13 protein-coding genes are annotated in these 12,285 nt (G+C 67.3%); 9 read left to right on the top strand and 4 right to left on the bottom strand.

From position 1 onward, the window contains the following. Positions 1-85: 85 nt before the first annotated feature. On the bottom strand, positions 86-1,141 hold the full coding sequence (gene sepH / locus C3E87_RS02225) for a septation protein SepH (protein ID WP_083665329.1): 1,056 nt from the start codon (positions 1,139-1,141) through the stop codon (positions 86-88). A gap of 55 nt (positions 1,142-1,196) precedes the next feature. On the opposite strand from sepH, the gene C3E87_RS02230 reads away from it, so the two are divergent. After that, a complete protein-coding gene (locus tag C3E87_RS02230; protein ID WP_076058767.1) occupies positions 1,197-1,493 on the top strand; it encodes a DUF4193 domain-containing protein in 297 nt (98 codons plus the stop codon). An 8-nt stretch (positions 1,494-1,501) separates the two neighbouring features. Here the strand turns inward: C3E87_RS02230 and C3E87_RS02235 are convergent, their stop codons facing one another. After that, the gene (locus tag C3E87_RS02235) at positions 1,502-1,792 is read right to left on the bottom strand and encodes a DUF4235 domain-containing protein (protein ID WP_083665330.1); all 291 of its coding nucleotides are present in this window, start codon (positions 1,790-1,792) and stop codon (positions 1,502-1,504) included. Positions 1,793-1,854: 62 nt separating this feature from the next. Here C3E87_RS02235 and C3E87_RS02240 point away from each other — a divergent pair, with 62 nt between their 5' ends. From C3E87_RS02240 to C3E87_RS02255, 4 genes are read left to right on the top strand one after another with little or no spacing between them, the layout of a single operon-like run. Beyond that, the gene (locus tag C3E87_RS02240; RefSeq protein WP_158069027.1) at positions 1,855-2,298 is read left to right on the top strand and encodes a DUF3093 domain-containing protein; all 444 of its coding nucleotides are present in this window, start codon (positions 1,855-1,857) and stop codon (positions 2,296-2,298) included. Continuing rightward, the gene (gene dut / locus C3E87_RS02245) at positions 2,295-2,732 is read left to right on the top strand and encodes a dUTP diphosphatase (protein ID WP_076058773.1); all 438 of its coding nucleotides are present in this window, start codon (positions 2,295-2,297) and stop codon (positions 2,730-2,732) included. The genes C3E87_RS02240 and dut overlap by 4 nt, the downstream gene beginning before the upstream one ends. A gap of 17 nt (positions 2,733-2,749) precedes the next feature. Continuing rightward, positions 2,750-3,508, top strand: a complete 759-nt coding sequence (locus C3E87_RS02250) for a DUF3710 domain-containing protein (RefSeq protein WP_158069028.1) — start codon at positions 2,750-2,752, stop codon at positions 3,506-3,508. A gap of 3 nt (positions 3,509-3,511) precedes the next feature. After that, positions 3,512-3,868 carry an OB-fold nucleic acid binding domain-containing protein gene (locus tag C3E87_RS02255; protein WP_083665331.1) on the top strand — a complete coding sequence of 119 codons (357 nt, stop codon included), beginning with the start codon at positions 3,512-3,514 and terminating at the stop codon, positions 3,866-3,868. Here the strand turns inward: C3E87_RS02255 and C3E87_RS02260 are convergent. Together C3E87_RS02260 and C3E87_RS02265 are read right to left on the bottom strand one after the other, a co-directional pair. Continuing rightward, the gene (locus C3E87_RS02260) at positions 3,865-4,542 is read right to left on the bottom strand and encodes a TrkA family potassium uptake protein (protein ID WP_076058776.1); all 678 of its coding nucleotides are present in this window, start codon (positions 4,540-4,542) and stop codon (positions 3,865-3,867) included. The two genes, C3E87_RS02255 and C3E87_RS02260, sit on opposite strands and share 4 nt — an antisense overlap. Before the next feature lie 9 nt (positions 4,543-4,551). Beyond that, positions 4,552-5,199 carry a TrkA family potassium uptake protein gene (locus C3E87_RS02265; protein ID WP_076059482.1) on the bottom strand — a complete coding sequence of 216 codons (648 nt, stop codon included), beginning with the start codon at positions 5,197-5,199 and terminating at the stop codon, positions 4,552-4,554. 116 nt (positions 5,200-5,315) lie between these two features. On the opposite strand from C3E87_RS02265, the gene C3E87_RS02270 reads away from it, so the two are divergent. The 4 genes from C3E87_RS02270 (at position 5,316) to C3E87_RS02285 (ending at position 12,232) form a co-directional block, all read left to right on the top strand. Further along, positions 5,316-7,310, top strand: a complete 1,995-nt coding sequence (locus C3E87_RS02270) for an APC family permease (protein WP_076058778.1) — start codon at positions 5,316-5,318, stop codon at positions 7,308-7,310. Further along, positions 7,307-8,437, top strand: a complete 1,131-nt coding sequence (locus tag C3E87_RS02275; protein WP_076058781.1) for a class I SAM-dependent RNA methyltransferase — start codon at positions 7,307-7,309, stop codon at positions 8,435-8,437. The genes C3E87_RS02270 and C3E87_RS02275 overlap by 4 nt, the downstream gene beginning before the upstream one ends. A gap of 113 nt (positions 8,438-8,550) precedes the next feature. Further along, entirely contained in the window at positions 8,551-11,364 is a 2,814-nt protein-coding gene (locus C3E87_RS02280) for an aconitate hydratase (RefSeq protein ID WP_076058783.1), read from the top strand. Positions 11,365-11,842: 478 nt separating this feature from the next. After that, positions 11,843-12,232: a hypothetical protein gene (locus C3E87_RS02285; protein WP_076058785.1), complete on the top strand. Its 390-nt coding sequence runs from the start codon at positions 11,843-11,845 to the stop codon at positions 12,230-12,232. Positions 12,233-12,285: the final 53 nt, after the last annotated feature.

Genomic DNA, 12,285 nt, shown 5'->3' on the forward strand with positions numbered 1-12,285 from the left:
ACCAGTAGCTGAAGCGAAACCCCCGGGCTTCCAAGCAGAACTGCTTGAAGCCCGGGGGTTCTTTCGTGCTGTGCTGCCCTGCCTGTTACTTGGTGGGGCCGCCGAACATGATCTCGTCCCAGCTGGGCACCTTCGCCCGACGGCGACGGCGGCTAGGCTTCTGCTGCTCGTCCTCAGCCTCGACGAGGGCGTCCTGGGTGGGTTCCGCCACCTCGGTCACCGGCTCGTCCTCGATCACCGTCGTGACCTCATCCTGCGGTGCCTCCTCGGCCGGGTTCTCGGGGGCCGTGAGGTCTCCAGCGGGTTCATCCACGGCGGGATCCTCGTCGGTCTGCACCTCGGGTACGGCCACAGGGGCCTCCTCCTGCACAGGGTCCAGAATGCCGGTGTAGATGCGCACCGAGTCTTCGCTGATGCCGCTCAACATGTCATACAGGCTGTCGAGTTCGGAGGTGTCCTCGTTGCCGTCGTGCATCAACTCCGACGACGGCACCTCGTCGCCGGGGTGCGTCACGGGTTGCGTGGCCCGCACCAGGGCGAGTTCATCGTGGAAGTCGATGGTGTTCTCCTCCTCGGGGGGAGCGTCGCCCCGCGCCTCCTCGCCGATCATCCAGCGGGCGTCGGAGTTGTGGGCCACCGAGAAGCGACCCTTGGGGTCGAACACGAACTCGGCCACCCTTGACTCGGCCTCCACCTCTGAGGCGAGGCGGGCGACGATGCGCCACTTGAGGTCTGGCTGGCGCCATGCGTCCCACGTGACGTCGTCGGCGTCGATGCTGCGCGTGCGGAGCCTCGTGGCGATGAGTTCGCCGAGACGCCTGTGCGTGCCGGACTCGCCCCGACGGCGCACGGTGGACACCTGGGCCGTCTGGGCGACATGTTCGCGTTCGGCGAGCACGGGGCCGGCGAATGCGTCGATGCGCTCGGCCGGCATTCCGCTCTCCGCAACCAGGTCCTCGATGGAGGCACCCGCACGGACACGGGTCTGGATCTCCCGTGGGGTCAGAGAGTGGTCCATTGGGCTCCTCGTACGGCTGGCGACTGTCTGAGACAACTTACCAGCGTACGCCCTCGTCGCGCGGTAGGCAGAGCGCTGGGAGGGCACATTCCCAGACACAGGTGCCGAGCGGGTATCCCACATTTTGGCGGGATGTGGTACACATAGCGCGATCGCGGCAACGAAAGGACATACACGGATGGCAACGGACTACGACGCTCCCCGCAAGACCGACGAGGAGATGAGCGAGGATTCGCTTGAGGAGTTGAAGTCGCGTCGCGCTGACAAGAACTCAGGCAAGGTTGACGAGGACGAGGTCGAGGCGGCCGAATCCTTCGAGCTGCCGGGAGCTGACCTCTCCCATGAAGAACTGACCGTGCGCGTCCTGCCGCGGCAGGCGAACGAGTTCACGTGTGCTTCATGCTTCCTCGTGAAGGCCCGCCCGCAGCTCGCGGAGGAACGCAACGGCCAGTACTACTGCGTCGACTGCGTCTGACAGCTGGATCAGGTGAGGCGTGAGCGCAGCTTGCCCGGACCGTTGTGGCTGTAATTGGCCATCCAGCGGCGATGCACGTAGCGGTTCATGACGAGCTGCGCCACTCCCACCCCCAGGCCGCTGGCGGCTGCCCAGATGAGGCCGTTGACCAGCGGGGCCTCCGGATCATTGGGGTCCGGCGGCGGCTCACCGGTGGCGGCCTCCCAGACCTTCGTGATGGTCTTCTGCACCACCATCGTCGTGACGGCACCTGCAGCTCCCGCGTAGAGCTTCCACATGATCTTCTCGGTCATTGCCATGAAGGTTCCTTTCGACGGCACCAGATCCATGCCCATTATGCCCACGGGTTAAGGTGACTGTCGTGAGCTATTCCGAACGCCTGCACATCCCCTGGTGGTGGATCGTGATCGGCCTCCTGTTCGTGGCAAGTATCGCCGTCGCCGTGCTCGCCTACCTCGAACTGTGGTTGGCCATCAGCGTCATCGCGTTGACCCTCGTGGGCGTCGGGCTGGGCCTTGTCGCCTACAGCGCCACCCGCCTGAGCGTCGACGGCGAAGCCTTCACCGCGGGGCGCAACAGGCTCGAGCGGGACTACATCGGCGAGGTGACCGCGCTCGAGGGTGAGGCGGCCCGCCAGGCGCTCGGCCCCGGCGCCGACAACCGCGAGTTCCTCTTCACCAGGCCCTTCATCGACGGCCTGGTGCGGGTGGAGTTGGCGGATCCGGCAGACCCGCACTCGCGGTGGCTCGTCAGCACCCGGCGCCCCGCCGAACTCGCCGCAGCGCTCAGCGAGATTGCGCGATGAACATCAACACCGTCGCTGCCGACGGGCACCTCCCCAGCTACGCGCACCCGGGCGACGCCGGCGCTGATCTCCGCACGACGGAGGACGCGGTGTTGGCGCCGGGGGAGCGCCGCCTCGTGGGCACCGGCGTGTCGGTGGCCATCCCCGACGGTCACGTCGGTCTGGTCACGCCCCGCTCAGGGCTCGCGGCGCGGACCGGGCTGAGCATCGTCAACTCACCCGGTGTCATCGACGCCGGCTACCGCGGTGAGATCAAGGTGTGCTTGATCAACCTCGACCCGCACGACCCCATCCGGCTCAGCGCCGGGGACCGGATCGCGCAGCTGCTGATCATGCCTTTTGTGACGGCCTCCTTCACACCCGTGGACGATCTCGATGAGACTTCGCGCGGGATCGGTGGGTATGGTTCAACTGGTGGTTTCACCACACCCTGAGATCAGAAGGAAGACCTGTGATTTTCGGACGCAAGAAGCGCCCCGCTGAGGCCGAACAGAACCGGCCGGCCACTGACGTCGTGGACGAGCGCATCGCGGAAGAAGCGGAAGACCGCCCGGCAGAAGCCGAGGCGCAGCCCGAAGTGACGCCGATCGAGGAGCAGGCGGCCCTGTGGGACGCCGAATTCGACCGTGACTGGGGCCCCTTCGACATCGAAGAGGTGGACCTCGAGGCCGACGCCGACGAGGTGCAGCGCCTGGATCTCGGCACGCTCGTGCTCACGCCCTTCGAAGGCATGTCCCTGCAGCTGCAGGTCAACAAGGACACCAACACCGTGCAGTCCCTGCTCGTGGGCGACGGGAACCAGTCGGCCCTCGAGGTGGCGGTCTTCGCCGGCCCGGGAAAGTCGTCGATGGTGCCCGAGATCCGCTCCGAGATCATCCGCGCCACCCAGCAACAGAAGGGGCGCATCGAACTGGTCGAGGGTCCCTTCGGAGCTGAGGTCCGCCGGTCGCTGCCCATGACAGACCCCAACGGCAATCCAGCCATGCACGTGTCGCGCACCTGGTTGGTGCCCGGCCCCGGCTGGGTGCTCCGGGGAGTTCTCCTCGGCAAGGCCACGTTCGAGCCCAACAACGAAGACGTCCAGGTGGCGCTGCGCGAGTTCTTCAGCGCCCTCGTCGTCCGTCGCGGCACCGCGCCGGCAGCACCTGGCAGCCTGCTCCCCATGACGGTGCCGCAGCAGGCCCAGCAGCAGGCGGCGCAGGAGGACTGAGAAATGACTCGTACGTCGCTCCGGGAGCGGCTGCGGCGCTGGGTGACCCCGATCGAGGAGTTGGAGGCCACTGAGCTGATCCAGCGCGCCGAGGACAGCGGGGCACAGCAACTGGCACGGTGCGAGCCGCGCAGTCGAGTGACGCTCCGCGGCGAGATCGTCTCTATCACCTCTGATGCCGAGAACGGTTGGCTGCAGGCGGAGGTCAACGACGGCTCCGGCACCGTCCGGTTGATCTGGATGGGCCGCAGCCGGCTCGAATGCCTGATGCCGGGGCGCCACATCCGCGTTGCCGGCAGGCTCGCCGACGAGGACGGAAATCCGGTGATCTACAACCCGGATTTCGAGATCATCCCCTAGCTCTCCTCGGGCTCTGATTCCGGGTCGAAGAGCTCGGCCAGGTCAGGCTCGGATTCCTGGGTGACCAGGAACAGCAGCTCGTCGCTCGCCTCGAACGCACGGTCGCGTTCGGGGGTCAGCGGGGCGCCGTCGCGGATGATGGCCACCAGCACCGCGTCGCCCGGCAGTTGGATGTCGCGGATGCGGTGGCCGATGAAGCGTGAACCCACGGGAAGCCGGATCTCCGAGAGATGCGTCGTGGACTTCGTGAAGGTCAGCAGCCGAACGAGGTCGCCCGTGGACACAGCCTCCTCGACGAGGGCCGACATCAGGCGGGGCGTCGAGACGGAGACGTCGACGCCCCACTGGTCGTCGAACATCCACTCGTTGCCCGGGTGGTTGACCCGGCCAACGGTTCGGGGCACGCCGAATTCGGTCTTGGCGAGCAGGGAGTGGACGAGGTTGGCCTTGTCGTCACCCGTGGCCGCGATGGCCACGTCGTAGCGGTCCAACTCCGCTTCCTCGAGCGAACTGAGCTCGCAGGCGTCAGCTTCGAGCCAGGTGGCGCCAGGGACGGCACCGCGGTGAATGGCGGAGCGGTCCTTCTCGATCAGAAGGACCTGGTGGCCGTTGGCGATCAGTTCACGGGCGATGGAGCGGCCGACGTTGCCTGCTCCCGCGATGGCGACGCGCATCTCGTCCTCCTAGTTCCGGCCGGGGGCGTTGGCGAAGAGCGTCTCGAGTTCATCGACCCGCTCGGTGTAGCAGGCGACGAAGATGAGGTCGCCGTCCTGATAGATCGTGTCGCGGTCCGGGACCAGCCCGCGTCCCACCCGCAGGAGGAACGGGATGGGGGCGTCTGCGGCAGCTGACAGTTCGCTGACCCGGCGGCCCACCCAGCCGTTGTGGACGTGGATCTGCATGAGGCGGGCGTCGCCGGTGGGGTCTGACCACACCGGCTGGCTCCCTGCGGGGAGCAGCCTGCGGAGCATCTGGGTCACGGTCCACTTGACCGTCGCGACGGTGGGGATGCCCAACCGCTCGAACACCTCGGCGCGGCCCTGGTCGTAGATGCGGGCCACCACGTTGCTGACGTGGTAGTTCTCGCGCACCACGCGTGCCGAGAGGATGTTGGAGTTGTCGCCGGAGCTGACCGCGGCGAAGGCGTCTGCGCGGCGGATACCGGCGGCCTCCAGCACCTCGCGGTCGAACCCGATGCCCTCCACTGTGATTCCCTTGAAGTCGTTGCCCAGCCGGCGGAACGCCTCAGGGTTCTGGTCGATGACCCCCACGCTGTGGCCCCGCTTCTCGAGACCCGTGGCGAGCATGGCCCCCACGCGGCCGCAGCCCATGATGACGATATGCACCCTTGTCTCCTCCGACGGTCGGGATGAGCACCCGTGTGTTCAGAACATAGCACCAGGGTGCGCCGATGACATTTGGGGGGAACAGGTCTACGTTGAGCGTTGTGAACGTGATCTCGGCGCTCAAGCGCATGGTGGTGGGACGACGTCTGGCCAACGCCCAGATGGGCGAGACGCTGCTGCCGAAACGCATCGCGCTGCCCGTGTTCGCCTCCGACGCGCTGAGCTCCGTGGCGTATGCGCCCGACGAGATCCTCATCACGCTGTCCCTGGCGGGCATGGCGGGTTTCCTCTTCTCCTGGGAGATCGGCCTGCTGGTCGCCATCGTCGTGGCGGTGGTGGTCGCGTCGTACCGGCAGACCGTCCACGCCTATCCCAGCGGCGGCGGAGACTATGAAGTGGCGCGCGAGAACCTCGGCCGGCACGCCGCGCTGACGGTCGCGTCGGCCCTCATGGTGGATTACGTGCTGACCGTCGCTGTGTCGGTCTCCGCCGGCGTGATCAACGCCAAGGCCATGGCGCCGTTCCTGGAGGGCTACGAAGCCTGGACGGCGGTGGGCGTGATCGCGTTCCTCACCCTGGTGAACCTGCGCGGCGTGCGCGAGTCCGGCAGCGCGTTCGCGGTCCCGACCTACGTCTTCATGGTCTCCATGCTGTCGATGATCGCCATCGGTCTCCTGCGCATCTTCGTCCTGGGCCACGACCTCAAGTCGGAGACCGCAGACCTGATCGTCGTGCGGCCCGACGGCGCGGCCGACCTGGCCGGCTGGGCCCTGATCGCCATCCTCGCCCGCGCCTTCTCCTCGGGGTGCGCGGCGCTGACCGGCGTGGAGGCCATCAGTAACGGGGTGCCGGCGTTCCGGCCGCCCAAGAGCCGCAACGCCGCCACGGTGCTGGCGCTGCTGGGCCTCATGGCCATCACCATGCTGGTGGGCATCATCTCGCTGGCCAACCTCACCAAGGTGCACCTCATCGACGAGCTGACCGGCACCCACTACGTCGACGCCGCGGGCAACACCATCCATAGCGCCGCCACCACGGTGACGGGGCAGTTGGCCCGTGTGGTGTTCATGGACTGGTTCCAGCCGGGCTTCTACATCATGATCACTGCCACGATGTTGATCCTGTTCCTCGCGGCCAACACCGCCTTCAACGGGTTCCCCTCCCTGGCGTCGATCCTGGCGAAGGACGGGTACCTCCCACGGCAGCTGCACTCGCGCGGTGACCGGCTGGCGTACTCCAACGGCATCGTGATGCTGTCGCTGGGCGCCATCGCCCTGGTGCTGGCCTTCAACGCCTCCGTGACGGCCCTCATCCAGCTGTACGTCGTCGGGGTGTTCATCTCCTTCACCGTGGGGCAGATCGGGATGGTGCGGCACTGGACCACCGCGCTGCGCACGGAGCACGACCCCGCCGAGCGCCGCCAGATGGTGCGCAGCCGGGTGATCAACTTCATCGGTGCCTCCCTCACCGGGATCGTGCTGCTCGTGGTGCTGGTCTCGAAGTTCACCCACGGCGCGTACCTCGCCCTCGTGGCGATGGGCGCCATGTTCCTCGTCATGCTCGCCATCTCGAACCACTACAAGGCGGTGTCGAGGGAACTGGCCCTCACGCCGGAATCTGATCGCGCCCTCCCCAGCCGGGTGCGCGGGGTCATCCTGGTGCAGCGGGTCAACCTGCCCACGGTCAAGGCCATTGCGTTCGCACGCGCCACGCGACCCACGACGCTCACCGCGGTGACCGTCGCCATCGACGACGACGAGGTGGAGCAGATCCTCGACGAATGGGAGGACGAAGACTTCGGCGTTCCGCTCAAGGTGATCGCGTCTCCCTACCGCGAGATCACGGGCCCCTTCATCCGCTACGTCAGCGAGCTTCGCTCGGAGAACCCGCGCGACGTCGTCAGCGTCTACATCCCCGAGTACGTCGTCGGACACTGGTGGGAACAGCTGCTGCACAACCAGACGGCGCTGCTCATCCGCACCAGGTTGCACTTCATGCAGGGTGTCATGGTGACGTCGGTGCCCTACCAGTTGCGCAGTTCAGGCAGGCGCCGCGACCTCACCCGTCGCGCGTCGCAACCAAGGATCGGTAGATGATGACTGAGGTCATGTTGGAGCGCGTGGCGCACGGTGGCTACATCGTCGGGCGGCTCGACGGCAAGGTTGTCTTCGTCACCGGCGGGTTGCCCGGAGAGCGGGTCCGGCTGGAGATCACGGACCGCGGCAGCAAGTTCGACCGCGGCCGCGTGACGGAGGTGCTCGACGCGGCGCCCGGGCGCGTGGTCCCGCCCTGCCCCATCGCAGGCAGGTGCGGTGGCTGCGACTGGCAGCACGCCGATGCCGACACGCAGCTCGCCCTCAAGACAGCGGTGGTGGCCGAGCAGCTCGAGCGGCTCGCCGGGCTCACCTGGGACGGCGAAGTCGAGGCGGTGCCCGGAGGTCTGCTCGACTGGCGCACCCGCGTTCGCTACGCCGTCGACGACGACGGCTCGGTCGGCCTCCGGGCCCGGCGCTCGCACGACATCGTGCCGCTGCCGGACCAGGGTTGCCTCATCGCCGCCCCCGGGTCCACCGTGGAGGAGCTGCAGGCGTTCGCAGATCCCGGCGTCGACCTGGAGGTGACCGTGGCGGACCGGAGCGTGACGTTGATCAGCGGTCGTCGCCTCAAGGGACCGGATCCCGTGCAGCAGAAGGTGCTCGGACGGACGTACACCGTCGCCGCCGGCGGATTCTGGCAGGTACACCCGGCCGCCGCCGAAACCCTGAGCCGAGCCGTGCTGGACGGGCTGCGTCCCGAGCCGGGGGAGCGGGCCATGGACCTCTACTGCGGCGTCGGCCTGTTCGCCGGTGCCTTGGCCGACGCCGGTTGCCTGGTGCTGGGGGTCGAGGCCGGCCGTGGGGCGGTTGAACTGGCCAGGCGCAACGTACCAGAGGGCGAGTTCTACGCACTGCCCGTCGAGCGCGCCGACCGGCAGTTGCCGGAGTGGGCGGACCTGATCGTGCTGGACCCACCGCGCAAGGGCGCGGGAGCCGGCGTGGTTCGGGCGGTGGCGGCCCGGCGCCCACGGGCCATCGCCTACGTCGCGTGCGACCCGGCTGCGCTGGCGCGCGACCTGAAGACGTTCGCCGCCGAAGGCTATGAGCCTGTCTCCATCCGGGGCTTCGACCTGTTCCCGATGACGCACCACATTGAATGCGTCGCGATCCTCCACCCAGCCTCTTAGGCGGCGGCCGACCCCCTAGGATGAGCGGAAGATGGCGACGCCGCCGCGCGCCCGGAGCTTGTGCGGTATCTTGATATCAAGATAATCTGGCGTCAGCCAAGTAAAGGAGAAGGATGAGCGTCAACAGTTTCGGGGCGAAGTCGAGCCTCGACGTCAACGGCACCTCGTACGAGATCTTCCGGCTCGACTCCGTGCCGGGCTCCGAGAAGTTGCCTTTCAGCCTCAAGGTCCTCCTGGAGAACCTGTTGCGCACCGAAGATGGTGCCAACATCACCAAGGAGGACATCGAGTTCCTGGGGAACTGGGACCCGACTGCGGAACCCGACCACGAGATCCAGTTCACGCCGGCGCGCGTGATCATGCAGGACTTCACCGGCGTACCCTGCGTCGTCGACCTGGCCACCATGCGCGAGGCCGTCGTCGCCCTCGGCGGTGACGCCTCCAAGGTCAACCCGCTGTCGCCGGCCGAGATGGTCATCGACCACTCCGTGATCGCCGACGTCTTCGGCACGCCCACCGCGTTCCAGCAGAACACCGACATCGAATACCAGCGCAACCGCGAGCGTTACCAGTTCCTCCGCTGGGGCCAGACCGCGTTCGACAACTTCAAGGTGGTCCCGCCCGGCACCGGCATCGTGCACCAGGTCAACATCGAGCACCTGGCCCGCGTCGTCTTCCCCCGCAGCATCGACGGTGTGGTGCAGGCCTATCCCGACACCTGTGTGGGCACGGATTCGCACACCACCATGGTCAACGGCCTCGGCGTCGTCGGCTGGGGTGTGGGCGGCATCGAGGCCGAGGCGGCCATGCTGGGCCAGCCCGTCTCCATGCTCATCCCGCGCGTCGTCGGCTTCAAGCTGACCGGCAGGCTGAGCGAAGGCACCACCGCCACCGACCTCGTGCTGACCATCACGGAGATGCTGCGAGAGCACAAGGTGGTCGGCAAGTTCGTCGAGTTCTACGGCGACGGCGTGGCCGAGGTCCCGCTGGCCAACCGCGCCACCATCGGCAACATGAGCCCCGAATACGGCTCGACCATCGCCGTGTTCCCGATCGACGCGAAGACCACCGACTACCTGCGCCTGACCGGCCGTGATGAGGAGCAGATCGCCCTCGTCGAGACCTATGCCAAGGCCCAGGGCCTGTGGCACGACCCCTCGATCGAGCCCGTCTACTCCGAGTACATCGAACTGGACCTCTCCACCGTCGTCCCGTCCATCGCCGGGCCCCGTCGCCCCCAGGACCGCATCAGGCTGGACCAGTCGAAGACCGCGTTCCATCAGGAACTGGTCGCCTACGTGGGCGAGCCGGAGGCCGACTACAACGGCTACGACAGGGCCGTGAACTCCACGATGGACGCCTCGGACCCCACCGAGCCCACTCCTGGCGAGACGGACAACTCGCCCGCGCCGCACGGCGCAGGGAACGGCGCCTCGCCTGACCGTGTGGTCAAGAAGGTGCCCGTCACGCTGGCGGACGGCTCGAGCTTCGATCTCGATCACGGCGCGGTCACCATCGCGTCGATCACCTCGTGCACGAACACCTCGAACCCGAGCGTGATGATCGGTGCCGCCCTGGTGGCCAAGAAGGCCGTCGAGAAGGGCCTCACCCGCAAGCCGTGGGTCAAGACTTCGCTGGCGCCGGGCTCACAGGTGGTCACGGACTACTACGAGAAGGCCGGCCTCACGCAGTATCTCGACGCCATCGGGTTCAACCTCGTCGGCTACGGCTGCGTCACCTGCATCGGCAACTCCGGTCCGCTCATCACCGAGGTCTCCGAGGCCATCAACGAGCACGACCTCGCCGTCTCGGCGGTGCTCTCGGGCAACCGCAACTTCGAGGGTCGCATCAACCCGGACGTGAAGATGAACTACCTGGCCAGCCCCATGCTGGTCATCGTCTACGCGCTCGCCGGCACGATGGATATCGACCTCTTCTCGGAGCCGCTCGGCCAGGACCAGGACGGCAATGACGTGTTCATGGCCGACATCTGGCCCACCCAGGCGGAGATCGAAGAGGTCGTCGCCGGGTCGATCAGCGCGGAGATGTTCTCCTCGCGCTACGCCGACGTGTTCAGCGGCGACGACCGCTGGCGCTCGCTGCCCACCCCTGACGGCGACACGTTCGAGTGGGAGGACGACTCCACCTACGTCCGCAAGCCCCCGTACTTCGAGGGCATGCCGGCCGACCCGGCGCCCGTCGAGGACGTCTCCGGCGCCCGGGTCCTGCTGAAGCTGGGCGACTCGGTCACCACGGACCACATCTCCCCGGCCGGCTCCATCAAGGCAGACTCGCCCGCCGGCGAGTACCTGACGGCCAATGGGGTCGAGCGTCGTGACTTCAACTCGTACGGTTCCCGTCGCGGCAACCACGAAGTGATGATCCGCGGCACGTTCGCCAACATCCGGCTGCGCAACCAGATCGCACCCGGCACCGAGGGCGGCTTCACGCGTGACTTCACCCAGGCCGACGGCCCCGTCACCGCCGTCTACGACGCTGCCGTCAACTACGCCGAGCAGGGCACCCCGCTCGTCGTGCTGACGGGCAAGGAGTACGGCTCCGGTTCCTCGCGTGACTGGGCGGCCAAGGGCACCGCGCTGCTGGGCGTCAAGGTCGTCATCGCCGAGAGCTACGAGCGCATCCATCGCTCCAACCTCATCGGCATGGGCGTCCTCCCGCTGCAGTTCCCGGCCGGCGAGAGCGCCGATTCCCTGGGCCTGACCGGCGAGGAGACCCTCTCCTTCGAAGGCATCTCCGAGCTCAACAACAACGTGACGCCGAAGACCGTCAAGGTCACTGCGGTGAGCCCCGACGGCAAGGAGACCGTGTTCGAGGCTCTCGTCCGCATCGACACGCCGGGGGAGCGCAGCTACTTCCAGCACGGTGGCATCCTGCAGTACGTGCTGCGTAATCTGGCCAACGCCTGATCTGAGCGCAGACGAACCGGGCCGGTCCCCTTTCGGGAGCCGGCCCGGTTCTTGTGTCGTTAACGGTCGACCCCCAGTTCCTGCGCCATGGCGACCGCCTCGCGGGAACCGCCAGGGCCGAAGTCGATTTCCCCTCAGCCGGGACAGCAGACGCGGGGCGGCCTGCCCTGCGTGCCGGGAGGGTTTGAACATCGTCATCCGACCGACATCTGCAGTTCACGTCGCCGTGGGCGTCGCGTCATCTGGTCAGGTTCTGCTTGGAGGGACCGATTGGAGGGTCATATGTTCGCATCGATGAAGCGTTTCGTGTTGGTCGGCGCTGTCGCAGCGTTGATCGTTGGCTTGTTCACTGGCCCCGCGAAGGGGAGCACGGAGGGGACGCCGGAGATCCGGAGCTGAACCTCTGACCTCGCGGAAAGGTGAGGTCGATTGGAGCAGGCGCTCGATTTTGTCCGGGCCTTGAGCTTCAATAGAAGGTATGTTCGATGAAGATGAAGTCATCCGCGTGTACGTGCCGCCGGGCTGGCCCGGAGCCGTGCGCCCACCGGGGTCCAGCGGCTGGCTGAAGACGGCGGAATCTTTCCTGCTCGACTCCTGCCCGTCGGAATACCGGGGGTACCAGGTGCTGCGCCGTCACCCTGTCGTGCTGGCACGGATGGCGCGGGAGTTCGTCGCGGCCCAACTGGTGGCGACGCGCAGCGGTCTGGCGGGGGTACGCACCTCGTTGTCGGGTGTGGTGGACACCGCAACGGTGGATCAGGCTGCGGTCGTCCTGCAGCAGGAGGAGGCCCGGCTGGTCCGGGTGGCCAGGGGAGTGGAGCTCGTCGAACAGGCACTCCGGGACGTGCGTTTCGTCCCCCGGCTGTGACCTCCGCCCGCACGTTGGCCCGGCCCATTGGTTCTTAGGGCCTACTATTGACG

The sequence above is a fragment of the Tessaracoccus sp. ZS01 genome (assembly GCF_022342445.1).
Classification (GTDB): Bacteria; Actinomycetota; Actinomycetes; order Propionibacteriales; family Propionibacteriaceae; genus Arachnia.

Bases quoted from the DNA above. Each gene is read 5' to 3' on its own strand.
- C3E87_RS02235 (WP_083665330.1), bottom strand. From the start codon at position 1,792: ATGGCAATGACCGAGAAGATCATGTGGAAGCTCTACGCGGGAGCTGCA.
- C3E87_RS02280 (WP_076058783.1), top strand. From the start codon at position 8,551: ATGAGCGTCAACAGTTTCGGGGCGAAGTCGAGCCTCGACGTCAACGGC.
- C3E87_RS02230 (WP_076058767.1), top strand. From the start codon at position 1,197: ATGGCAACGGACTACGACGCTCCCCGCAAGACCGACGAGGAGATGAGC.
- C3E87_RS02265 (WP_076059482.1), bottom strand. From the start codon at position 5,199: ATGGGCTGCGGCCGCGTGGGGGCCATGCTCGCCACGGGTCTCGAGAAG.
- C3E87_RS02285 (WP_076058785.1), top strand. From the start codon at position 11,843: ATGTTCGATGAAGATGAAGTCATCCGCGTGTACGTGCCGCCGGGCTGG.
- C3E87_RS02275 (WP_076058781.1), top strand. From the start codon at position 7,307: ATGATGACTGAGGTCATGTTGGAGCGCGTGGCGCACGGTGGCTACATC.
- dut (WP_076058773.1), top strand. From the start codon at position 2,295: ATGAACATCAACACCGTCGCTGCCGACGGGCACCTCCCCAGCTACGCG.
- sepH (WP_083665329.1), bottom strand. From the start codon at position 1,141: ATGTGGGATACCCGCTCGGCACCTGTGTCTGGGAATGTGCCCTCCCAG.
- C3E87_RS02255 (WP_083665331.1), top strand. From the start codon at position 3,512: ATGACTCGTACGTCGCTCCGGGAGCGGCTGCGGCGCTGGGTGACCCCG.
- C3E87_RS02260 (WP_076058776.1), bottom strand. From the start codon at position 4,542: ATGCGCGTCGCCATCGCGGGAGCAGGCAACGTCGGCCGCTCCATCGCC.